At 49.8% G+C, this 22,662-nt stretch carries 21 protein-coding genes and 4 tRNA genes; 15 read left to right on the top strand and 10 right to left on the bottom strand.

All coding sequences use genetic code 11. The features are described from left to right. Nucleotides 1–85: 85 nt before the first annotated feature. The 6 genes from pabC to ptsG all read left to right on the top strand — a co-directional run bounded on the left by pabC (nt 86) and on the right by ptsG (nt 6,355). Nucleotides 86–895, top strand: coding sequence for an aminodeoxychorismate lyase (gene pabC, locus BZG25_RS10000; RefSeq protein WP_077578969.1), 810 nt, complete (start codon nt 86–88; stop codon nt 893–895). Continuing rightward, on the top strand, nt 889–1,905 hold the full coding sequence (mltG, locus tag BZG25_RS09995; RefSeq protein WP_077578970.1) for an endolytic transglycosylase MltG: 1,017 nt from the start codon (nt 889–891) through the stop codon (nt 1,903–1,905). The genes pabC and mltG overlap by 7 nt, the downstream gene beginning before the upstream one ends. Beyond that, a complete protein-coding gene (tmk, locus tag BZG25_RS09990) occupies nt 1,902–2,540 on the top strand; it encodes a dTMP kinase (protein WP_046075443.1) in 639 nt (212 codons plus the stop codon). The genes mltG and tmk overlap by 4 nt, the downstream gene beginning before the upstream one ends. Continuing rightward, nucleotides 2,537–3,529: a DNA polymerase III subunit delta' gene (holB, locus tag BZG25_RS09985; RefSeq protein ID WP_077578971.1), complete on the top strand. Its 993-nt coding sequence runs from the start codon at nt 2,537–2,539 to the stop codon at nt 3,527–3,529. Before tmk ends, holB begins: the two co-directional genes overlap by 4 nt. A 1-nt stretch (nt 3,530) precedes the next feature. Continuing rightward, nucleotides 3,531–4,310, top strand: coding sequence for a TatD family hydrolase (locus BZG25_RS09980; RefSeq protein ID WP_077578972.1), 780 nt, complete (start codon nt 3,531–3,533; stop codon nt 4,308–4,310). Between the two features lie 614 nt (nt 4,311–4,924). After that, entirely contained in the window at nt 4,925–6,355 is a 1,431-nt protein-coding gene (gene ptsG / locus BZG25_RS09975) for a PTS glucose transporter subunit IIBC (RefSeq protein WP_046075446.1), read from the top strand. A gap of 62 nt (nt 6,356–6,417) precedes the next feature. Here ptsG and BZG25_RS09970 read toward each other — a convergent pair whose 3' ends face one another. The 3 genes from BZG25_RS09970 to BZG25_RS09960 form a co-directional block, all read right to left on the bottom strand. After that, a complete protein-coding gene (locus BZG25_RS09970) occupies nt 6,418–7,326 on the bottom strand; it encodes a lysine exporter LysO family protein (RefSeq protein ID WP_077639021.1) in 909 nt (302 codons plus the stop codon). Between the two features lie 110 nt (nt 7,327–7,436). After that, nucleotides 7,437–8,360, bottom strand: coding sequence for an HDOD domain-containing protein (locus BZG25_RS09965; protein ID WP_077639020.1), 924 nt, complete (start codon nt 8,358–8,360; stop codon nt 7,437–7,439). A gap of 129 nt (nt 8,361–8,489) precedes the next feature. Beyond that, the gene (locus tag BZG25_RS09960) at nt 8,490–9,077 is read right to left on the bottom strand and encodes an LON peptidase substrate-binding domain-containing protein (protein ID WP_052708088.1); all 588 of its coding nucleotides are present in this window, start codon (nt 9,075–9,077) and stop codon (nt 8,490–8,492) included. Between the two features lie 298 nt (nt 9,078–9,375). On the opposite strand from BZG25_RS09960, the gene BZG25_RS09955 reads away from it, so the two are divergent. From BZG25_RS09955 to BZG25_RS16060, 6 genes are all read left to right on the top strand, one after another. Further along, the gene (locus tag BZG25_RS09955; protein ID WP_077639019.1) at nt 9,376–9,963 is read left to right on the top strand and encodes a TfoX/Sxy family DNA transformation protein; all 588 of its coding nucleotides are present in this window, start codon (nt 9,376–9,378) and stop codon (nt 9,961–9,963) included. 196 nt (nt 9,964–10,159) lie between these two features. After that, nucleotides 10,160–10,233, top strand: a tRNA-Cys gene (locus BZG25_RS09950). Between the two features lie 25 nt (nt 10,234–10,258). Further along, nucleotides 10,259–10,335 (top strand) — tRNA-Met (locus BZG25_RS09945). A 149-nt stretch (nt 10,336–10,484) separates the two neighbouring features. Continuing rightward, nucleotides 10,485–10,560: transfer RNA gene (locus BZG25_RS09940), tRNA-Gly, on the top strand. A gap of 39 nt (nt 10,561–10,599) precedes the next feature. After that, a tRNA-Leu gene (locus BZG25_RS09935) sits at nt 10,600–10,686 on the top strand. 178 nt (nt 10,687–10,864) lie between these two features. Further along, nucleotides 10,865–11,017: a hypothetical protein gene (locus BZG25_RS16060; protein ID WP_172969963.1), complete on the top strand. Its 153-nt coding sequence runs from the start codon at nt 10,865–10,867 to the stop codon at nt 11,015–11,017. On the opposite strand, the gene BZG25_RS09930 is transcribed toward BZG25_RS16060, so the two are convergent. The 7 genes from BZG25_RS09930 to BZG25_RS09900 all read right to left on the bottom strand — a co-directional run bounded on the left by BZG25_RS09930 (nt 11,000) and on the right by BZG25_RS09900 (nt 19,560). Next, entirely contained in the window at nt 11,000–11,644 is a 645-nt protein-coding gene (locus tag BZG25_RS09930) for a Fic family protein (protein ID WP_077639018.1), read from the bottom strand. The two genes, BZG25_RS16060 and BZG25_RS09930, sit on opposite strands and share 18 nt — an antisense overlap. 169 nt (nt 11,645–11,813) lie before the next feature. Continuing rightward, a complete protein-coding gene (locus BZG25_RS09925) occupies nt 11,814–12,035 on the bottom strand; it encodes a FeoC-like transcriptional regulator (protein WP_046075451.1) in 222 nt (73 codons plus the stop codon). Then, the gene (gene feoB, locus BZG25_RS09920) at nt 11,986–14,313 is read right to left on the bottom strand and encodes a Fe(2+) transporter permease subunit FeoB (protein WP_077639017.1); all 2,328 of its coding nucleotides are present in this window, start codon (nt 14,311–14,313) and stop codon (nt 11,986–11,988) included. The genes BZG25_RS09925 and feoB overlap by 50 nt, the downstream gene beginning before the upstream one ends. Beyond that, on the bottom strand, nt 14,313–14,540 hold the full coding sequence (locus BZG25_RS09915) for a FeoA family protein (protein ID WP_077639016.1): 228 nt from the start codon (nt 14,538–14,540) through the stop codon (nt 14,313–14,315). Before BZG25_RS09915 ends, feoB begins: the two co-directional genes overlap by 1 nt. A gap of 234 nt (nt 14,541–14,774) precedes the next feature. Continuing rightward, nucleotides 14,775–17,162: a Lon protease family protein gene (locus tag BZG25_RS09910; RefSeq protein ID WP_077639015.1), complete on the bottom strand. Its 2,388-nt coding sequence runs from the start codon at nt 17,160–17,162 to the stop codon at nt 14,775–14,777. Between the two features lie 174 nt (nt 17,163–17,336). Continuing rightward, on the bottom strand, nt 17,337–18,347 hold the full coding sequence (gene ltaE, locus BZG25_RS09905) for a low-specificity L-threonine aldolase (protein WP_077639014.1): 1,011 nt from the start codon (nt 18,345–18,347) through the stop codon (nt 17,337–17,339). Between the two features lie 169 nt (nt 18,348–18,516). Further along, nucleotides 18,517–19,560: a PotD/PotF family extracellular solute-binding protein gene (locus BZG25_RS09900; RefSeq protein WP_046075456.1), complete on the bottom strand. Its 1,044-nt coding sequence runs from the start codon at nt 19,558–19,560 to the stop codon at nt 18,517–18,519. Between the two features lie 297 nt (nt 19,561–19,857). Between BZG25_RS09900 and BZG25_RS09895 the strand changes: the two genes are divergently transcribed. The 3 genes from BZG25_RS09895 (at nt 19,858) to BZG25_RS09885 (ending at nt 22,566) form a co-directional block, all read left to right on the top strand. Then, a complete protein-coding gene (locus BZG25_RS09895; protein ID WP_077639013.1) occupies nt 19,858–21,153 on the top strand; it encodes an FAD-binding oxidoreductase in 1,296 nt (431 codons plus the stop codon). Nucleotides 21,154–21,274: 121 nt separating this feature from the next. After that, complete coding sequence (locus BZG25_RS09890) at nt 21,275–21,883, top strand: 2OG-Fe(II) oxygenase (RefSeq protein WP_046075459.1); 609 nt, start codon at nt 21,275–21,277, stop codon at nt 21,881–21,883. Nucleotides 21,884–21,930: 47 nt separating this feature from the next. Next, nucleotides 21,931–22,566, top strand: a complete 636-nt coding sequence (locus BZG25_RS09885) for an alpha-ketoglutarate-dependent dioxygenase AlkB (RefSeq protein ID WP_371326855.1) — start codon at nt 21,931–21,933, stop codon at nt 22,564–22,566. The last annotated feature ends 96 nt before the right edge of the window (nt 22,567–22,662 follow it).

Below are 22,662 nucleotides of genomic sequence, written 5' to 3'. Positions count from 1 at the left end.
GTAACGGCCCGACGATTCGGGCCGTTTTTTATTGTCGGTAAGGTTTTTATTGTCGGTAAGAATAGTTGACTGTCGAGGTTGATAGATGATCTGGGTAAACGGACATCCTTGTCGCGAATTAGCGGTCGCTGACCGAGGGCTCCAATTTGGTGATGGTTGCTTTACCACTGGCCATGTGTATCAGGGGCTATTACTTGATCGCGATGCACATATACTGCGTTTACAAAGCACTTGTGAGCGATTAGCCATTCGCGAGGTTGATTGGTCGGCACTCGCGATAACGCTCGATCAAGCGTGTCAGTATTCGCAGGATGAACAGGTGTTGAAGGTGATTATCACCCGAGGCCAGGGGGGACGCGGTTACAGTCCCAAAGGCTGCTCGTCGCCAACCGTCATTGTTAGCCTACATCCGTTTCCTCGCCATTATCATCATTGGCAACAGCATGGGGTGGCGTTGGCGACGACGCAGATGCAACTTGGCGCGTCACCATTTGCGGGGCTTAAACATCTCAATCGGTTAGAGCAGGTGCGTCTAAAGCTGGCACTGGAAGACGTGGAGGCCGATGATTTCGTGGTCGCGGACATGTTTGGCAACCTGGTTGAGACCACGGCGTCCAATCTTTTCTGGTGCCAAGACCATGTCATTTATACACCTGATTTGGCATATGCCGGTGTGGCGGGACTGATGCGAGAAAAAGTGATGGCCGTGATTGAAGGTTTCACGGACTACCAATGTAAAACGGTCGCGGTCGATGAGACGGCGCTGTGGTGTGCCGATGAAGTGTTTATTTGCAATACCTTGATGAAGGTGGTGCCAGTGACATCCATCAATGAAACAAGTTATAAAACGCATACGCTGACAAGGCGATTACAACAGAGGTTAAACGCGTGCTAAAAAAGCGATTTTTGGGGCTGGTGAGCGTATTGATGGCGATAGTCTTGGCCTCAGTCGCTGGGGTGCTGTGGCAAACGAAGGCGTTTATTTCCACGCCGTTATCCTTGCAGACGCCTCAGCTATTCACTGTCCCTAGCGGTGCACATTACCATAAGGTCATTGCAAAATTTGAAAACAACGGTTGGATGGCATCAAGCATCTGGTCGAAGTTTGCGCCACGGATTTATCCAGAGCTGACTCGGGTGCAAGCGGGCACCTTTCAGATCCAACCTGGACAAACACTAGCCGAGGCGTTCGCGACTCTGCGTTCAGGGCAGCAATATCAAGATGAAATCACCTTTGTCGAAGGGAGTACGTTTGCCCAGTGGCGCAAGCAGCTTGCCTCCGCGCCGCATCTTGACAAAACATTGGATGGCATGAGTGAACAGGCAATTGCTGATGCGCTTGGGCTCAAACACGATAAATTAGAAGGATTACTGCTTCCTGAAACCTACGCTTATGATGTGGGGGATACCGATATTGCATTGCTAAAACGCGCCGCGCGTGCAATGGAAGTGGCCTTGGAGCAGGCTTGGCAGCAACGTATCGAGGACTTACCGATAGAAACCCCTTATCAGCTATTAATCCTGGCTTCCATCATTGAAAAAGAGACCGCGGTGGCGAGTGAGCGAGAAAAGGTGGCGTCGGTATTTGTTAATCGGTTGCGACGCGGTATGCGTTTACAAACCGATCCCACCGTGATTTATGGTATGGGCGATCAGTATGAGGGGAATATTCGTAAACGTGACTTACGTACACCGACGCCCTATAACACTTATGTGATTAATGGCTTGCCCCCGACGCCGATCGCGATGCCAGGTAAAGCGGCCATCTTTGCCGCTGCCCAGCCAGCAAAAACGGATTACTACTATTTTGTCGCCACGGGTAAAGGCGGCCACCAATTTTCTACCACCTTGGCCGAACACAATCGGGCCGTGCGTGATTACTTAAAAGTGTTGAAGAATCAATGAAGAACCATTTCATCGTTGTAGAAGGCCTTGAAGGCGCGGGCAAAAGTACGGCCATCAATCAGATCAAACAGGTGTTACTCGACGCCGGAATCCAGGATGTGATCACTACGCGAGAGCCCGGCGGTACGCCGCTTGCGGAACAGTTGCGTACGCTTGTCAAACAAGGTCACCCAGATGAACCGCTCACGGATAAAGCCGAGCTTCTCATGCTTTACGCCGCACGGGTACAGCTTGTCGAAAACGTGATCAAACCCGCCCTGGCGAAGGGCCAATGGGTGGTGGGTGATCGCCATGATATGTCATCACAGGCTTACCAAGGTGGGGGACGGGGTATGGACACGTCGCTGATGAAAAGCCTCAAAGAAACGGTCTTGGGGACGTTTGCCCCCTCACTGACCTTGTATATGGACATCGACCCAGAGGTAGGCCTTGCACGTGCGCGGGGTCGAGGTGAGTTGGATAGGATTGAGACCATGCAACTGGATTTTTTTGAGCGCACGCGAGCGCGTTATTTGGCATTGGCAAACGACGATCCCAGTGTGGTGGTGATTGATGCGGGCCAGTCGCTAGACACAGTGACCGCTCAGATTAAAACGGCACTAGAAAATTGGCTTAAGCAGCAACCAGGCGTATGAGTGACAAGATAACATTGGCATACCCAGCGCCTTACGTTTATCCCTGGTTTGAAGGCGTTTGGGCGCATTGGCAGCAACTCTTGACGAGTGCGCGCTTTCCGCATGCGCTCTTGTTGGCCGCTCCCCCGGGCAGCGGCCGTCGCGCGTTGATAAGCCAGCTTGCCAAGGTGCGACTGTGCGGCCATCAAAACGATAGCGCCTGTGGGCATTGTCATCATTGCCAGCTTTTCGCGGCGGGTAACCACCCCGATATTCACTGGCTAGCCCCCGAGAAGCCCGGCAAGCAGATTGGTATTGATGCAGTGCGCAAAGTGCAACGACAAGCGCTGGAAACGTCGCAATTGGGCGGGGCGCGCTTTATTGTCATAGAGTGTGTCGAGCGTTTAGGGGAAGCCGCGGCCAATGCGTTGCTTAAATCGCTAGAAGAGCCACCTTCAGGGTGTTACTTCGTGTTATTGACAGACTCGCTGGATAGTTTACTTGCGACCATTGTCAGTCGCTGCAGTGTGTGGAAGGCACCGCAGGCTGAAGCTGACACAGCCAAGGCGTGGATCGAGCAAGCATTGCAGCGCTCGGTGCCAGACCATGCGGTAAGCTTATATCGGGGCGCCCCCTTGGCTGCTCGTGACTTTGTGGCATCGGGCGGGTTAGATCATCACCATAGTGTGGTGGAAGGCTTTTCTACCTATGTGCGCGAGAGAACGGGCCTGTTTGACACTATCGAGGTGTTGGTCGCACACTATCCCGCTTCATTGAACTGGCTCAGTCATTTTCTGCTTGATGTACTTAAATGGCGTCAAGGTGTGGGGCAGACCATTGTACATCGGCATCATCATCAACGGGTTGCCGAGGTGGCCAATGTGCTGACCACCCAGCAAGTTCATTCACTACTACGTGCGCTGCATCAATTACAGCGTCAGTTACAAATTCATACAGGGCTAAATACCGAATTGGTTGTTAGCCAGTGGTTATTATCGATTGGAGAATAACGTGTTAATAGACTCTCATTGCCATCTCGACAAACTGGATTACGACTCGCTGCACCAGAATGTTGGCGATGTTTTAGATAAAGCGCAGGCAAGGGGCGTCGACTATTTCCTTTCGGTGGGGGTAACGCTAGATAGCTTTCCGGCGATGCTAGACATGATCCGACCTTACTCGCATGTTTTTGCCTCATGTGGTGTGCACCCTTTGGATATCGAAAATGGTTTCGATTACGACCGATTGAAAGCCTTAGCGGCTGATGAGCGTGTCGTGGCGGTAGGAGAGACAGGGCTTGATTACCACTATCAGCCAGAGCTTGCTGAGCAGCAGCAAGCGATTTTCCGCCAGCACGTCCGTCTCGCGGTTGAGCTTAACAAACCCTTGATTATCCATACTCGCGCGGCACGTGAAGACACGCTTGCGATTTTACGTGAGGAGGGCGCTGAGCGCGTCGGGGGTGTGCTACACTGTTTTACAGAAAGCTATGAGATGGCAGAGGCGGCGATTGAACTCGGTTTCTACATTTCAATTTCTGGGATAGTGACGTTCAACAAGGCCACAGAGCTGAAAGATGTGGTGCGTCGTATACCGCTTGAGCGCCTGCTGGTTGAAACAGACTCGCCTTACTTGGCACCTGTTCCCCATCGTGGCAAGCAAAACCAGCCAGCTTATGTGAAAGAAGTTGCTGAGTACGTCGCGATGTTAAAGGGTGAATCGGTGGAAACGGTCTGTGACATCACCAGCCGTAACTTTTTTACGCTTTTTTCTGGTGCAAACCCGCAATAATTCAAGTCGCCCGATAACCTTGTCGGGCGTTTTTCTTGCTTAGCACGTCACGCTCCTTTCGCCGCAAGAAAACACCGCTTTTTGATTATCTCGGCGTTGATAAGGCACCATCCCACTTGGTCAATTCTGCGTCATTTTTCGGTTATGTTTGCAACAAAATAACCGATTTATATCGCTAGCCTATCAAAGTTGATCTCGCGCAATTTCACATCTACCTTTTTGAAATGATTAGGAATTATCAATCTACGTCCTAGGCATTACGCGCTGTATTAATTCGTTACGTAAAATAACGTTAGGGGTGAAGGGGTTGCTATTTTTTTGTTCGTATCCTTTCCCCTGGTCAATAGATTTTTTGTCATTTTAAATCATGATCTTATGTTGTTTTTTGCTGTTTTTGTCGCCAATTCTAATTGTGATCTATATTTACTTTTTAATCAGTAAAATCGTCACTGATAGGCAAGGTGATGATTCGCCCCTTATAGTTTGGGTGAGTTCAATAATCACAAATCGTTTGTGCTCTCGGCGCCTGTGGTATCGGTTGGCCTCTTGCGGGGGAATCGGAAGGTTAGTCCGACGAGACACATTGTTAAACGTCCTTGTCAGGAGCAAGAACTATGTCAAAAAACCTCTTTGCTAACCTGCAAAAAGTCGGTAAAGCGCTGATGCTTCCAGTATCTGTGCTTCCGGTCGCAGGTATACTTTTGGGTGTTGGTGCTGCCAACTTTAGCTGGATGCCAGATATTGTCTCACACATGATGGAACAAGCTGGTGGGTCTGTATTTGGTCAAATGGCCTTGCTGTTTGCTGTGGGTGTGGCGCTAGGCTTCACCAATAACGATGGTGTCTCGGGTCTGTCTGCGATTGTCGGTTACGGCATCATGGTGGCGACACTGGACGTGATGGCACCAGTTATGGGCGCTGACGTTATCAAGACAGGGGTACTTGGCGGTATTCTTGCCGGTGGTGTCGCGGCGTGGACCTTTAATCGCTTCTACACGATTCAACTGCCTGACTACCTTGGTTTCTTTGCCGGTAAACGGTCAGTGCCAATCATTACCGGTTTCATCTCTATCGCGCTTGGTGTGATCCTCTCTGTTATCTGGCCACCAATCGGCAGTGCTATCGCATCCTTCTCTCACTGGGCGGCGACACAAGATCCTGTTACTGCATTTGGTATTTACGGTGTGGTAGAGCGTGCGCTTATCCCATTCGGTCTGCATCACATTTGGAACGTACCTTTCTTCTATGAAGCGGGTAGCTGTGTGAACAACGCAGGCGAGCAAGTAAACGGCATCATGACCTGTTTCTTGACCGCGAACGATGTCACTCGTGAAGCAGGTAACGGCTTTGGTCAGTTAGCTGGCGGCTACTTGTTCAAAATGTTCGGTCTACCTGCGGCGGCATTTGCTATCGCACATTCTGCCAAGCCAGAAAACCGTGCCAAAATCATGGGTATCATGGCATCAGGTGCACTGACGTCATTCTTGACCGGCATCACTGAACCTATCGAGTTCTCGTTCCTATTCATCGCGCCAGTGCTGTATGGTATCCACGCTATCATGGCAGGTGCGGCGTATGTTCTGACTAACGCGTTGGGCGTTGTTCACGGCCATACTTTCTCGAACGGTTTTATCGACTTCATCGTGCAAATGCCACGTGCTGAGAACGTGACCACACTGGTGCTACTGGGCCTTGGTTATGCGGTACTCTACTACATCGTGTTCCGTGTAGTGATTCGTGCCCTTGACCTGAAAACCCCTGGTCGTGAAGACGAAGCGGTCGCTGACGTGTCAACCGCGACAGGCTCTGAGCTTGCGGGCGACTTGGTGGCTGCATTCGGTGGTAAAGACAACATCACAGGTCTTGATGCTTGTATCACTCGTCTACGTGTCTCAGTGGCTGACACTGAAATTGTTGACCAAGACAAGCTCAAGCAGCTAGGTGCAGCGGGTGTGGTTGTGGTATCGGGTGGCGTACAAGCTATCTTTGGTACCAAGTCAGACAACCTGCGTACTGAAATGGATAACTGGATGCGCAGCCAATAATTGCATGCGCTAAACCAGGAAATGTAAAAAGAGGGGTAGCATCTTGCTACCCCTCTTTTTGTTCAACGGGCACCGAGTGAGAGAAAAAACAACATCAAAACGGGCACCAACACGCTGAGTATGAACCCACTGACAATCGCAATCGGTACACAGCGAATCCCGCCTGTGCTTTGAATGATCGGCAAGGTGAAATCCATCGCGGTGGCACCACCATATCCAATTGCGGTGAGCGGATAGCGCCGGATTAACACTGGAATAATCATAATCGCCACAAGCTCGCGCGCGAGCTCGAGAATAAATGATGCACCGCCGTAGACAGGCCCCAGTCCGTCGCCCATTAAGATCCCTGCCAACGAGTACCAACCGAAGCCGGATGCCATCGCTAACCCGTGATGATAAGGAATATCTAACCACCATGCCGCCAGCAAGCCACCTGGCAAGGAGGTCGCGACAACGAGAGCCGCAATCATCAGCCCACTTTTATTGAGAATGATTTGCTTCAGCGTCATGCCACTGTTGCGGAGCTGAATGCCAATCAATAAGAGCAAAAGTAATAAAATACCCTCGCTGGCCGTATCGACCCAAGAAAGATCTTGATTGAGTAGTAGCCCTACGACTAAGCCAACGGCCACAGCCGCAATCAGCTTACCGGACTCTGACATCATGGCGCTGAGGGTCAGTTTATGTTGGTGGCCATGGGTCTCGGTTGGGAAGAGCTTATCGAGAACAGGCAGGGCAAGCAGGTTGGCCGCGCCGATACAAATAAAGAAAGTGGCAGCGAAATACAAAATGGTGGAAATATGTTGCCCGAGGTTATCTAAGCCTGCGAGGCTTAAGCCCATCAACACTAAAATGACCATCACTAGCCGCATCGTCAGGGTATTGACGGCGTTGAGGTAGCGCGCCTGCTTAATGGGGATTAAATAGCCGATAATAAGCGGCGAGAAGATGAGTAGCATCCCTGAAAACATCTGATTTTGCTCGGTGTTAAGAAAGTAGAGCTTGAGGTTATCAACCGGTTAATAGGTTGGTCAATAAAATCAGACAAGGGTGGTTAAAGGAAAGACCACCCTGGCTTGGGTCAGATACTGCTTGCGTCCATGACTTGGTTTAGCTGACGAGAGAACTCTTTTTCATCGAGGTTGGATAGCTCATATAAAGCTTCTGCGCCAGGCGCAGTGATTTCCACTTCATGATCCTCTATTGCGTCATCTTGATTGCGAAACATTAACAAGTGATTTGCCATTCTCGCGATATCTAAATAGGTGATATCGGGGCGCGGCTTAGTGTAGAGCTTATTGTTAATGGCGACTTCGATAAAGTCACGGTCAAACTGCCATTGTTTGAGCACAAGACGGCTGCAGTCGCCCGCCAGTGAGAAGAAGACGCGCTCTGCAATGTCAAATTTTAGATAGTGTCCCTGATTCACAAAGCGCTGAAACTCGCCAATCACGCTGTATAAGCCAATATCAGCAAGCAACCCCACAATCAGTGCTTTTTCGGGCTCCACTGAAAGCGGTTCATCACAATAGTTTCTGACTTTTTGCGTCACCAGTGCCATCGCAGCGGCGAGTTCACGAGACTTTTGCGCACTTTTTTTCAATAGCGCGTTGCAGGCCTTGGAAAACGTGGCATCACTCTTGAGCTGATAGACGGCGGCGGCTGTGATGATCCCTAAAACGCGATCAACGCCAAGCCGAGAGACAGCGGTTTGAACATCTTTGCATTGACCTGTGGCGCGGGGAGCAAATAAAGCGGAGTTTGCAGCTTTAAGCACGGCCCCACATAAGCTTGGATCGTCCAACAAGAGGTTGGCAATATCCCGCATGGTAGTATCCGACCGCTTGCTAGCGCGTTGTATTGACAGAACAGCATCCGGTAAAGGAGGTAGGGACAGGCGATTGACACGGATGGTTTCGACGGCACGCTTGTAAAACTCGGTTTCTAGGGAGCGTAAGTACTTATCACGATCCGGTGAGACCCAAAAAAATGAAAGATGATCCATAAGTCCTGATAGTATTTGTCAGCAGACTGCATAGTAATGCGGCGAAGAATAAAAGAGAACCGCCTTTCTCTGAATCAGTGAGCCTGCTGGCGTCTTTGATGATAATTTACACAGTCACTCATCTGTCGCTTAGTCGTCGTCAATCAGTGGATACCGCAATAGTTTATCAATAAACTCGGCCACCAATAAGGCCGTAGGCTGGGAGAGTAGAAGCTGTTTTTGTTTCACTTCGATGGGGAGTAACTCCAACCAGCGCAGGCAAACCCAGCCAATTTCATCGTACTGTGTTAACTGGAAGTGTTCGTGGCGTGTCGGATTCGATCGATAATACTGCTGCAGCTTCTCACTCAGATAGAGGTAGTGCTTGGGAACGGCATGACGTTGCCATTTTGGCAACGGTGTATAACGCGCCATATTGACGTCACCTTCACCCGCGTCAATCGCATTCACTTTGACACTTTCAATCCCTTGTAACGTCAACGCGATTTCATGCGCACCATGACGATTGAAGTCTGCAATCTCGCAAAGCGTAACGATAGGAGAAATGGCGTGCGGGCGCTGCTGACCTTCATCCTCATTTTTCATCGCGACCAAAAGGCGAGGTGGTTCGCCTGCCTGTTGGAGCATTTGTAAGTAACATGACTCAGACAGCACATAGCTGTGCAATCCCCCAGGCAATAAATGATTTACTTCTATTAACAGCGGGTGTCTCGACATGTCGGCTCCCTGACTATTAGCTTACCACTATTAATTTAGCGCACTCATCGCCCTGCGTTAAGCATAGATGCATCGAAGACTTTATTTAACAACGAAAAGATGTCTGCAGTAAATGCGACAAGGACCTCATTAGACCAAACCTCTATATAGCGATAAGTGATCAGATGCATAGTATTTGGTCGCTATTTAATGCAATCTCTTTGTGAAAATAATCATGCACAATGACTAACTTATAAGTCAATCAGTGGGTCGGTTTTCCGGCTTGTATTAAAGCGCATTCACTGAAGGAGAAAATTGGATGGCGAAGCAATTTAAAGCCCAATTAATGCATTTTCTTGATAGTTATGGGGAGATGGAGCAACGCTCTATGTTTGGTGGTATTGGCTTTTTCTGCCAAGAGGCGATGTTTGTGTTGCTTACCGGAAAGCATGTTTATTTACGAGGAGGAGGCGTGCTAACGGACAAGTTGATTGCCAAAGGTTGTGATAAATTTGTTCATGTAAAAAAAAGTACCTCCGCGGCGGTTAACTATTATGATGTGACCGCACTCTACTTAGGCCATGATCCCGACTTGCCCACGATGGTTGAACAGTCCTTACAGCGTGCGATCAAAGACAAAGCGTGGAAAGCATCGGCATCCAGTCTTCGGCTTCGGGATTTACCCAACTTACGATTAACGATTGAAAGAATGCTAAAAAAGTCGGGCGTGAGAGACGTGTCGACGTTCTACAGCATGGCGCCGCAAGAAATGTTTCGTCGGGTGCAGATGACACACGGTAAAGATATCGATATCAATCTACTGTGGAAGCTCGCTGGGGCACAGCAGGGGCGTCATTGGGAATTGATTGAAAAAGATGAACGTGAACGGCTGCTCGCCGAGGTATAGGCACACTAATTTTCAAACCTCGCGTAAACATCACCACTCTTTAGGCCTTTTTCGGCCGAAAAAGAGTCGATAGAGTATTGAAATGTTATGTTTGGATAAATAATCGTCGGTTAGACGCTAAAATGATAATTTTTGCGTGACAGGCGGAAAAACTTATGTAGAATTCAAACCACTTAGCCGAGAGGTGAAGCGCGAAGGCGCGTTGGCAGAGTGGCTATGCAGCGGATTGCAAATCCGTGGACCTCGGTTCGACTCCGGGACGCGCCTCCATGAACTCTGGCTAAAATAATACGGACGCGGGATGGAGCAGTTTGGTAGCTCGTCGGGCTCATAACCCGAAGGTCGGTGGTTCAAATCCGCCTCCCGCAACCAATTTTAGGTTGCTATAGAAGCGCTTAACAATTGATGATAAGTCAATACGACCTTCGGTCGGTGCCGTTGCACGGCGCGAATTGCATTCAGCGTTAAATCGGCTCCTCGCAACCAATTTTCCAAGCGTTTCTTAACGTTTGAATTAATAAGCGACATTAGCTCAGCTGGTAGAGCGCGACCTTGCCAAGGTCGAGGTCACGAGTTCGAACCTCGTATGTCGCTCCAAACACAAAACAGTGGCGTAAGCGGCTGAAAAGATTGTGTGCCCTGGTGGTGGAATTGGTAGACACAAGGGATTTAAAATCCCTCGGCGTTCGCGCTGTGCCGGTTCAAGTCCGGCCCGGGGCACCATTAATAAGCAAGACGGCGACCTTAAGGGTCGCCGTTTTTGTATGTCTTTTCCGTGTTCAATGCGCACGTTGTGCTTCACAATTTTGAAGAAAACAGACAGGTATCTGCGTTGAATTAACGCTATTTTTTGACTAAAATTTAATCATTGATGCCAAGGGTGACTGTGAAAAGGCGATTAATGCAGAAAAAAACAAAAAAGGTGACGACGGCGATGATAACGCGTGCGGTAGCAAGCTCGACCGCGATTGAGACGCAAGCATCAACCGAAGAAGTGGAGGCAAGGCTTAAAGCGAGCAGGCAGAAATATCAAAACTTAGCGCTCGCTGATTGAGAGAGATGAAAATGTGAGGGGTAAAATGTCGTTAATCAGCCGCTCCATGTGCTGATAGTCATGCCCGACACCAGCTTGAATTGCCGCAATGTAAAAGTCTTTGTTTTCTTCCCAAAGTCGATAGTCCAACAATCCTAATCCCGCCTGTTGGCATAGCACATCAATGAGTAAACGCGATATTCGTCCATTTCCTTCTCGAAATGGGTGAATAAGAATGAACTCAACGTGACTTTGTGCAAGGTAACGAATGAGCGTCGCGTGCGGCATTACCGATACCCCCGCGTACTGGTTGAGAAAGACGCTTTCAAAATGCTGCAAACAGGGTCCTATCTGCTTGGGGGAAGTAAAACGAAACCCACCTTTACTCAGCTCAACATTCCTCACCTGACCTGCCCATGGGTAAACATTGCCCAGCCATTGTCGATGCCAGCTGGCGAGGGTGTTAACCCTTAATTGGCGTGGAAAATGACCGCCGGTGAACACACGTTCGTAAAGCTTCGCAAGTAAGACAGCTTCAATGTCTTCCATTTTGGTGGGATCAGTCACCCCCATGTGGTTTTTGAGGACGCGTTCGTTAGAGCCAGGTTGGTATTGTGCCTCACTGGATTGTGTTTGATAGCGGCTCATGGCTTCTCCCTCTACATCGACTCCTTTGATTTTAGTTCAGAGACGTGTGTAAGGGCGCAAGGCGATAAATGCGATGTGTGATCGTCGAATGGATAAGGTGAGTCACGGAGTCTGTTGATCAACAAGGCAACGCTAAGGCTGCCTTGTGATCATCACGCGGTTAGGAGGGCTAAATCATGCTAAAGCATTGTATTTCATTCTGGTGTGCCAAACGGTAGTGGATATCTTGCGGATCCTTACGCCCCGATTGTCGAATAACCACCCCGCGTTTGACCCAGGTTGCCATCATTGCTTCAATACCGTCTGGGCTTATCCCATACTGGTTGGCGAGGTCTGTGCGACTAATGACACCCGCCTGACTGACACTGGCTTTGAGCTTTTGCAGGATCATAATAGGTCTCCTTAAACCAATGGGGATGTTTGCCGACATAGCGCATGAGTGCCACCACGACAATCAGTAAGGCACAAAGGCCAGTGATGTAGAGTGTGGCTGGCGTGGTGGCGACACTCAACTGACTGAATTGGTAGCATAACGTGGCACCGCTTACCGCGAGCAGCATTGACCAGCTCGCCACAAACAGGGCAAATCGGCGACCAAACTCGCGTGTGTAGGCGCCCAGAGCGGCAACACATGGGGTGTATAGTAGGATAACAATGAGATAGGCCATCACGCTGGCGGTGCTAGTGAATTGACGATGCAGATTATCAAACGTTGTCATACTGACTTCTTGCGCTTGTGCGGCGGCCTCGGTGTTTTCAATCTCACCGACGTCGATAGCCAATGGGTCGGTATAATCAATGCCAAATAAGTTTTCAGGAATGCTCTGAACCGCTTCGACCAGCGCTTCTCCGAGTGTGGTCTCTTCTTCGGCTTCTTCGCTTGGCGCATAAAGGTTATTTAAGGTGCCGACGACGGCCTCTTTGGCAAATAGCCCGGTCACCAACCCGACGGTAGCAGGCCAATTATCCTCTTCAATCCCGATAGGTGATAGGGCCGGCGTGATCACTTGTGCGGTTTTCGAAAGGACGGAGGACTCGCTGTCTTCGTGTCCGAACGATCCATCGGTGCCTAACGAGTTGAAGAAGGTCAGAATCGTCACCACGATAACAATGGTTTTACCTGCACCAAGGACAAACCGACGCAGTTTTTGCCACGTGTTGTTCATCACATGGCGCACACGCGGCAGCTCGTAGTCAGGGAGTGTCATCAGCAGGCTTTCACTATGCCCTGGATAAAGGGTGTGACGCAGTATCAGGCCGGTGATTATCGCAGCGACAATGCCAAGCAAGTAGAGGCCGAAAACAAGGTTTTGTCCGTTTTGTGGGAAAAACGCCGCGGCGAAGAGGGCGTATACAGGCAGGCGAGCGCCACAGGACATAAACGTTGCCATCGCGGCCGCGGTTTTGCGCTCGTGAATCTGTTCTAATGTGCGCGTTGCCATCACGGCGGGGACGGTGCACCCAAAGCCGAGGATTAAGGGAACAAAGGCTTTGCCCGGCAACCCCATTTTTTGCATTAAACCGTCTAATAAAAAGGCGGCACGTGCCATGTAGCCTGTGCTTTCTAATACCGTTAAAAACAGGTACAAGCCTGCAATAACAGGAATAAAGGTCGCAACGGTTTGAATGCCTCCTCCGAGGCCATCGGCGAGAATAGTGACAATCGCCGCTGGCAGTACGCCGTCAAGAAGCTGGTGGGTGCCATCTACCAGTATCGCGCCGGCGGCAATATCGAAAAAGTCGATAAAGGCGCCGCCAATGTTGATGGCAAACACAAACATCGCATAGAGGACGGCGAGCAAAATGGGCAGTGATAAGAAGGGGTTGAGAATGACTTTGTCTAGCTTCTCGGTATTATTGCGACTGAGATGACGAAGCTCGCGGCGAGCCTGGTGAACCATGTCACGAATCGCACTGTAGCGTGTATCAGCAATGACGATGTCAGTGTCTAAGTCTGAAAGGGCTTGGTTTGCCATCGTAAACTGCTGCTGGTCAGCATCGGTACTACCATCAGGCAAGCGTCCCCGCTCTAAGCATTCGAGCAAGTGCGCACGTTGATTCACTTGTGCCGCGGCAGAATGAAGAAAACGGGCGCCAAGCTGGTTTTGAATCCAGTTTTCTAATGGCGCACCGTAGTTCAGGTACATTGCCTCACATACGGGTAAATGGGTGGTCAGGTGGGCGAGCTGATGGCACAGGGTGTCGACGGTCGCCGGTTGACATGCGGTGACGGTCAATACGGGACAGCCCAGCATCGTTTGTAATTTGGCGGTGTCGAGTTGTTGACCATTACGATCAAGCAAATCCATTTTATTGATTACCACCACCATAGGAACACCGCGTTCACGCAGTTGAAGGGTGAGGTATAGACCGCGCTCTAGGCAATTGGCATCTAAGACATTAATAATAAAATCATTCTCACCGCTATCGATGGCGTAAGTGGCAATTTGCTCATCAATACTGGCGTCAAAGCCTGCGTTTAGCGCATAAAGGCCGGGTAAATCTGTGATCTGACAGTCGTTATGCGCCAGAGTGAGCGTACCGACTTTTTTGTCGACAGTGACGCCAGCCCAATTTCCGACTTTCTGTTGTGAGCCGGTGAGCGCATTAAATAAGGTGGTTTTCCCGCAGTTTGGGTTGCCTGCGAGTACAATGCGGCGTGAGCTCATCAGAGTACCTCCACGTCAATCAGTTTGGCGACGTCACGACGTACGATCAGTTGTTCGCTATCGAGACGAATTTGAAGTGGATCACCCAGTGGGGCGCGTCTGACAAGCTCAACGCCTGTGCCTGGAATCACGCCCATGATCGCGAGGCGGTGGCGGATAGAGGCAGGCACATGATGGACACTGGTGATACGCGCGGATTGGCCGCGACCAAGCGTGGACAGTTTCATAGTGCGAGATCCAAATAAGAATGGTTTTCATTGGATATTACGCGTAAATTTCACGTTGTTTTTTGCGTCGGATCAAGCAATTTTTAATGAACAACGTGTCCTGAAAATAGGGCGATGATGCGAAAAGAGGCGAAAAAGGAGGTAATGGCAGATAAAAGTAAACAACGGGCGGTGAAATGTGTAAGAAATTATTTCACTCCCTGGCAGTCTGGTCGCCAGGGAGTGAGTGAATAACTAATGCGAATGAGGGGGCGACGACTCTTTTTGTCTTTTGCGCTGACGGTTTAACTTGTCGATCGCGACCTCTAACAGCCCTGATGTACCCGTATGGTCAGGGCCAAAGCCTGCGGCCTGTCCCGCTAATAAAGCAAGGGCGTCACTGACATGTGAAACGGCGTACACGTGAAACTCGCCTTTTTCTACTGCGAGTACCACATCTTTGCGGAGCATCAGGTTTTGGATATTGGCTTCTGGGATGATCACCCCTTGAGTGTTGCTCGGACCTTTAAGCGTACACACATCAAAAAAGCCTTCGATTTTTTCATTTACACCACCAATGGGTTGCGCTTCTCCGAACTGATTCATCGAGCCAGTAATGGCAATATCTTGACGAAGGGGGGCCTCGGTGATGGCAGAGAAAATCGCACAAAATTCCGCCATTGAGGCGCTATCGCCATCCACACCGCCGTATGATTGCTCAAAAGTGAGATGGGTTTTGAGTGGAATGGTGTCCGTTTTGCCCAATAAACTTGCCAGGTATGCTGACAAGATCATCACACCTTTGGAGTGAATACGGCCGCCGAGTTTCACACTTCGCTCGATATCCAGCACTTCTCCTTCCCCAAACGCCGTGGTCGCGGTGATACGGTTGGGTAAGCCAAAGCTGTAATCCGATGTGCTCAGCACCGAAAGGCCATTGATTTGACCAAGTGCCGTGCCATGCGTGTTGATAAGTGTGACGCCGTTTTCCACATTCTGCATCATGCTGTCACGCAATCGACTGACGCGCATATTGCGGCTGGCGAGGGCTTTTTCTACATGCAGGGCACCAATACTGTTTGCGTTGGCGTGGTGGGCCCAATAATTAGATTCACGCAATAGGTTGGCAATATCAGCGGAGTGTAGTGATAAACGATTTTGATCGTCAGCTTGGCGAGCACTGTGCTCAATAATACGCGCAATGGCACTGCGACTGCAGTGAAGAAGATGACTGTCATGAATAATGCTTGAAATGAACTTGGCGTATTGTTGCTCGGTGCTCTCAGTGCGCGGCATGTCATCTTCAAAGTCGGCGGTGACCCGAAACAGCTCAATAAACTCCGCATCGTAACGTTGGAGTAGCTGATAGGTTTGATAGTCGCCAAACAAAATGATCTTAACATCCAGAGGAATCGGCGCCGGATCGAGAGACACAGTCCCGCTTAGGGTCACTTCTCGCTCTAAGGCGCTAACACTTAACTGGCGGCTACTGAGGGCCCGCTTGATGCCATCCCACACATAAGGCTTCTCAAGGACTTTAATCGCATCCATCAGCAACACGCCGCCATTGGCGCGGTGAAGGCTCCCTGAACGAATCAATGAAAAGTCGGTAAACACCGTGCCTTTAAACGTGGCATTCTCAACATAACCGAACAGGTTGTGGTAACTAGGGCTATCCTCAACCACGATCGGCGCTTGTGCGTCATTCTGACTGACTAACACATTGACTTGGTAGCGGCGAGGGAGTTTTTTATCCAGCGCTGCATACGCGAGTGCGGCTTGCTCCTCACTGTCTTCAAGGAAAATATCGAGGTGCTCAAGCATGTCAGCTTGCATGGCGTCTAAAAAGGTTAAAATGTCAGGCAAGTCAGCAAAGTTTTTCTTAAGCGGTGCCATTTGCGTGGCGATGACTTCTTGGGCGATATCCTCATCCAAGGCTTTTTGTTTTTCCGCGTACTCAGACTCCCATTCGCCAAGTTGGCGAACAATACCGCGCAGTTCCGTCTCTAGCTTATCGATGACTTTGCCAAAGGCCATCTGCTCGTCGTGTGAGAGGGCGTCAAAGGTCTCCTCGGTATGAGGCTCCTCGCCATTTAGTGCCACAAATTGGTAATCACCTTGAGGGGTGATGGTCAAACTCACATTGTTTTTTTCTGCTGTTTCACTTAATCCCTGAAGGACGTTTTGTTGGCGCTCAGTAAGCTGGTTTTTCAGTGTTTCAGCACGCTGGTAATACATTTCGTTGTCAAATGCCATGGGCAGGGCGTTGGCCAGTTTGCCCATCAGTTGCTCAATATGCTTTTTGAGTTCATTGCCTTTACCCGCAGGCAGCTTCAATACTTCTGGGGAGCGCGCTTCATGAAAATTAGCGACGTAACACCAGTCATAAACCGGTGACTCACTTTGCCAGTGTTGGTTGAGGTAGCGCATCATCATGGTGCGTTTTCCAAGTCCATTTTGGCCAATGGCATAGATGTTATAGCCTTTCTCTTTGATGGACATGGCGAACTCAACCGCGTGACGGGCACGATCTTGGCCCACAATCTCGTCGAGTGGCGCAAGGTGTTTGGTTGAAGTGATGTCACTGTGCTTTAAGCTGGACTCACGGTATAAACGATCGCTTTTTAGCGGAGTGATAGCCATAGCGCTTCCCATATTGGCATTTTGTCGGTGATGACTTTCAGTGTAGCGGCTGTAAGTGATTGTTTTAGTGACCTTGGTGGAGAAAGCTGTGATGGGGTCACAATTTTGCTTTGCCTGGTGGTTTTATGTACAAAACGGGCCGTTGGGCCCGGTACGATTGTGCGTTGGAACGGCTTAGTGAGATGCCTTTATCGCGGCGATCAGGGTATCGATATCTGCGCGGCAGATGTCTTTATGTGTCACCAAACGGGCTGGATTGCCGGACAGAGAGACGCGGATCTCCTTTTCCATCAGTCGCATTTGCAGGCGTGTACGATTGATTGTTTCGGCCACATCGACATAAACAATGTTGGTTTGCACAGGATAGTCGCTGGTGGAAAAGCCGTTCAGTTTTTCCAACTCACTGGCAAGGTAATGCGCATTAGCGTGATCCTCTGTCAAGCGTTCCACGTTTTCGGTGAGTGCTTTATAGCCGGCAACGGCCAATATGCCCGCTTGACGCATGCCGCCACCTAACATTTTACGAAGACGACGGGCTTTGTGAATCAGGGCTTTCGAGCCGAGTAGCAGTGAGCCGACAGGAGCGCCTAACCCTTTGGATAGACAAATCGTCATCGAGTCAAAGTGACAACTGATCGCCTTGATGTCCACCTCCAGTGCGACAGCCGCGTTGTAAACCCTGGCGCCATCAAGATGTAGCTGCAGTTGATGTTGGTCGCAAAATGTTCGCGCCTTGGCTAAATAAGACAAAGGTAACACTTTGCCACCTATGGTGTTTTCCAAGCTGAGCAGCTTAGTACGGGCAAAATGAAAGTCATCGGGCTTGATAGCTGCGGCGATTTTATCGAAAGACAAGGTCCCATCTGACTCATTCTCAATGGGTTGTGGCTGAATCGAGCCCAACACAGCAGCACCGCCTGCTTCGTATTTGTAATTGTGCGCTTGCTGACCACACAAATACTCATCACCGCGCTCGCAATGCGCCATCAGGGCCAATAAATTGGCTTGGGTACCCGAGGCGGTAAAGAGTGCGGCTTCAAAACCATGTCGTTCAGCCGCCCATGTTTCCAGCGCGTTAATGCTCGGGTCGTCGCCATACACATCATCGCCCACAGGGGCGTTAGCCATGGCGTCTCGCATGGCAGCATCGGGCTGGGTCACGGTGTCAGAGCGAAAGTCAATCATGGGGTAACGTCCTTGTCGTCAGTTATTTAAGTGGGTGATGCGCGTTTACGTCTGAGCATAGCAAAAACCCATTGACTAAAAATAGTGACAAATGTGGGTTATTGACTTGGAAAACAAAAAAGGCCTCCGATGAGGCCTTGGTACAGATTGTTATCACAGACGCGCGCGATTAGCTTTTCAACATCTGCCAGTACTTTTGATAGATTTTCACCGCTTCACCGACATCATTGGTGAATTCACCTTTATTAACTGCTTCATCGGATGGGAAGATGGTGCTGTTCTCTTTTAGCTCGGCCTCTAAGTACTCAGCCGCGTTGGTGTTCGGGGCTGGATAGCCAAATTCTTCCACCAATTTCGCCTGATTCTCAGGACGATACATAAAATCGATAAACTGGTGTGCCAAGGTCTTGTGTTCTGCGTTTTTTGGGATGATAAAATTATCCATCCATAAGATCGCCCCTTCCTGTGGGTAGACGAACTCAATGCCTTCGATTTCTTGTTGCGCCATGTAAGCATTGCCGTTCCATTGTTGGCCAATGCTCACTTCACCGGTAACAAACGGCACATGCGGCGCATCAGAGTTGTACACGACCACGTTATCGCGTAACTCACGCAGGTATTCATAGGCTTGTTTAATTTCAGCCTCTTCGGTGCTGTTAATGCTATGACCTTGCGCTTTCAACGCCATGCCAAACACATCACGCACATCATTCAATAGCATGACTTGGCCGTTGAAGTCGTCACGCCATAAGTCAGCCCACTTGGCCACTTTACTGCCATCGACGTAATCACTGTTGTAGCTAATGCCAGTCACACCAAACACATACGGCAGCGAATAGTCATTGTTTTTGTCAAAAGGCTGACCCAGTAGGCCTGGGCGCAATTGATTAAAATGGCTAATTTGGCTCTTATCAATTTTGGCGAGCATCTCTTCATTGACCATTCGCTCAATGAAATAGGTTGAGGCAAACGCCAGATCGTAGCCTTCGCTATTTAGGAGTTTAAGCTTGGCATACATGGCTTCATTACTCTCAAAGGTCGAGTAATTCACGTCGACTTGATACTCCTCTTCGAACGCTTCAATCACGTCCATTGGCATGTATTCTGCCCAGTTGTAGAGGTTGAGTACCTTATCGTCTGCATGAACGCCGCTTGCAAAGATGGCTGAAAGCGCAAGTGTCGTGGCGGTGATTCCGTGAGAAATTTTTTTCATTGTCATGATCCTTCAATGGCTTACTGGCCGAGTACACGTCGAGCGCATCATATTGTACTTGACCTTAGTGTCAACGAGTTTTTTACCAACCTGGATAAAGTGCAATACCTTGCTAACGTTAGCATAACCGTCGCCATCTCCCCCAAATGGTCGGGTAAAGTGATGAGAATAAGGGCTTGTCAGAAAGGGAGGACGGTGCCAGTATTTGCGGCCTTTGAGAGTGTGTTGGCGCTAAGCCATAGTGCTTGTCTTTTTTACTACCTTTTCTTTTTAATACTAAGAGTAACCATTGAGAGCATGGTCAAAACGGTTCGACCTGATAATAACTTCAACGCGGCGACAAATTACTATGTCGCCAGCCAAAACCAAACGCTATCATTTCCTGCTTTGGCAGGCACACAAGAGGCAGATGTGTGTATCATTGGAGCGGGTTTAACGGGCCTGAATGCCGCCATTGAATTGCGACAGCGTGGCTACAGTGTCACCGTTATAGATGCGCGAACGGTGGCGTGGGGAGGGTCTGGCCGGAATGGTGGCCAATGCCTCGTGGGATATTGCCTTGGGCTGAGAGAAGTTGACGAAACCTATGGGCAAGCTTGGGGCAAACAGTTGTGGGACTTGTCGGTTGAAGCCGTTGATATTGTGCGTGAGCGTATCCAACATCACCAGATTGACTGTGACTTTCAACCCGGCTATATCGAGCTTGCCTTAGATTCCGCGCAGCAAAAGGAGCTGCAAAGCTGGCATGCATTAAAGCAAGGACGTTATCAGTATCCTGATGCCCAGTGGTGGGATAAAGCGCAAGTGGCAGATGTTGCAAATACTGACCGCTATCTAGGCGGATTATACGATCCCAATAGTGCGCACATTCACACGTTAAACTACACGCTAGGCCTCGCTCGCGCCGCGGCGCAAATGGGTGTGAAAATCTATGAGCACACCCCTGCTACACGTTTGGTTAAGGGGCAACCTCATGCGGTGATCACGCCTCAAGGTCGAGTGAATACACCTCGAGTTTTACTTGCTTGTAACGCCTATCTAGAGGGGTTACACCGCCAAGCGCAAGCCAAGGTTCTGCCCGTTGCCTCGTTTATTGCTGTTACCGAACCGCTCGGGGAGCGCATGCCAATTACCAATCGCATGGCGATGTCAGATCTCAACAACTGTTTAGATTATTTCCGCCCGACGGCAGAGGGGCGCTTGTTGTTTGGGGGTGTCAATCATCCCTTTAATCGAGAATATAAGGATTCGACCCAGCGGCTCCACCGGCGGATGACTAAGGTTTTCCCTCAACTGGCCCAGGTAAAAATGGACTATCATTGGGGCGGGATGTTTGCCGTGACCCGCAGTTACATGCCGCACATTGCGCATCTTGGCAATGATATATATACCGCACATGGTTATACAGGGCATGGCGTTGGATTAACCAATATTGCGGGGCGAGTGGTTGCAGAGGCCATCGATGGCCAAGCCAGTCGCTTTGATGTGTTTGCTCGTCTAAAGCATGGCTGGATCCCCACGCCAAAAATGCTACGTAGCCCAGCGCTCGCGCTTGCGATTTGGAAAGCAAAACTCGAGGATTTAGTCCGTTGATATCTTGAAAGGAAATAACGTTATCGATTAGGTTTGCTTATGGTTACGATAAATAACACATGTTGCCCTGCCCGTTAAACGCAGTAAGGTAGCGTCTCTATTCCTAGGCGGAGGCAAGTGTTTGAGCAACCTGGCTATCATCGATGATATTGCGACGCATGGACTCAGTGTGTGTGACGGATTTTTGTCAGCGCAAGAGGTGCATGACTTGCACACATGCCTACCGGCCCAATGGTCGCAAGCCACCATTGGGCGCGAACAAAAACAGCACACCAATACGCAAATTCGCCGGGATAAAATTCACTGGTTAGAGCGCGGGCGCCAGCCTGCCGTGGATGCATTATTAGCAAAAATGGCCGATCTTCAGCAGGCATTCAATCGTCACCTTTTTTTGGGGCTGTTTGAATATGAAGCGCATTTTGCCAAGTACAACCCTGGTGACTTTTATGCCAAACATTATGATGCCTTCGAAGGACGGTCAAACCGTAAAGTGACCACCGTGTTGTACCTTAATGAAGATTGGTCTGAACAAGACGGGGGCGAAATCGTCATTTACAACCCTGACGGTAGCCATCGGCAAACCCTATGGCCGAAAGCGGGGCGATTGGTGACGTTTTTATCCGAAGCGTTCCCCCATGAGGTACTTCCGGCAAAAAGACAGCGTTTTAGTATTGCAGGCTGGTATCGACTGAATGGTATGAGTGGTCAGCGAGTTGATCCAATCCGCTAACGACAGCCATACTCACTGTCTAACATTATTGAACGAGGCAGTGTTATATGGCTCGCTCTCCCGAGCAGCAAAGTTTCTTTTCTGATGCGGCATTTGATAGCCAGCCGATCACTGATATGCCTGATGCTCAGGTGGATTGGTGGCCTGAGTGGTTATCAGTGGGCTGTGCTGACACATTGTTTTCAACCTTACTTGCACAAACGCCTTGGCAACAATTGCCGATTTCGTTGTTTGGCCGCACCGTGATGCAGCCGCGTCTATTAGCATGGTATGGTGATCATCCTTATACCTACAGTGGGCTAACGCTTCAGCCGCTGCCTTGGACTCACCCTTTGCGCCAACTTAAATGCTGGGTAGAGGCGCAGTGCCAGACCCCCTTTAACACTGTCCTGTTAAATCGTTATCGCAGCGGCAGCGATTACATGGGATGGCACCGAGATGATGAGTCCGAGCTGGGAGAGCAACCTACGATTGCCTCTGTCAGCTTGGGCGCGAGCCGCCGTTTTCTCTTTCGTCATCCTAAGCGGCAAGAAAAGCGAGAGGTTTTATTGAATCACGGATCCTTGTTGGTGATGAGAGGTATAACCCAAACTCATTGGCAGCACAGTTTGCCGAAAACACAAAAGCCGACGAGCGAGCGAATCAACTTAACATTTCGCTTCCTTACCCCCTCTGACAAATAGGGCGCCACGCGGACGCCTTTCAATCACGGTGGCTCAAAAAGTTGATAAGAAGGCGAGCCGATGGGTCGCTCGCCGTTACCTATTTGAGCGATTGTG

It is taken from the genome of Salinivibrio sp. ML198 (assembly GCF_001996015.1).
Classification (GTDB): Bacteria; Pseudomonadota; Gammaproteobacteria; order Enterobacterales; family Vibrionaceae; genus Salinivibrio; species Salinivibrio siamensis.
This window is presented reverse-complemented; position numbering and strand designations above follow the sequence as displayed.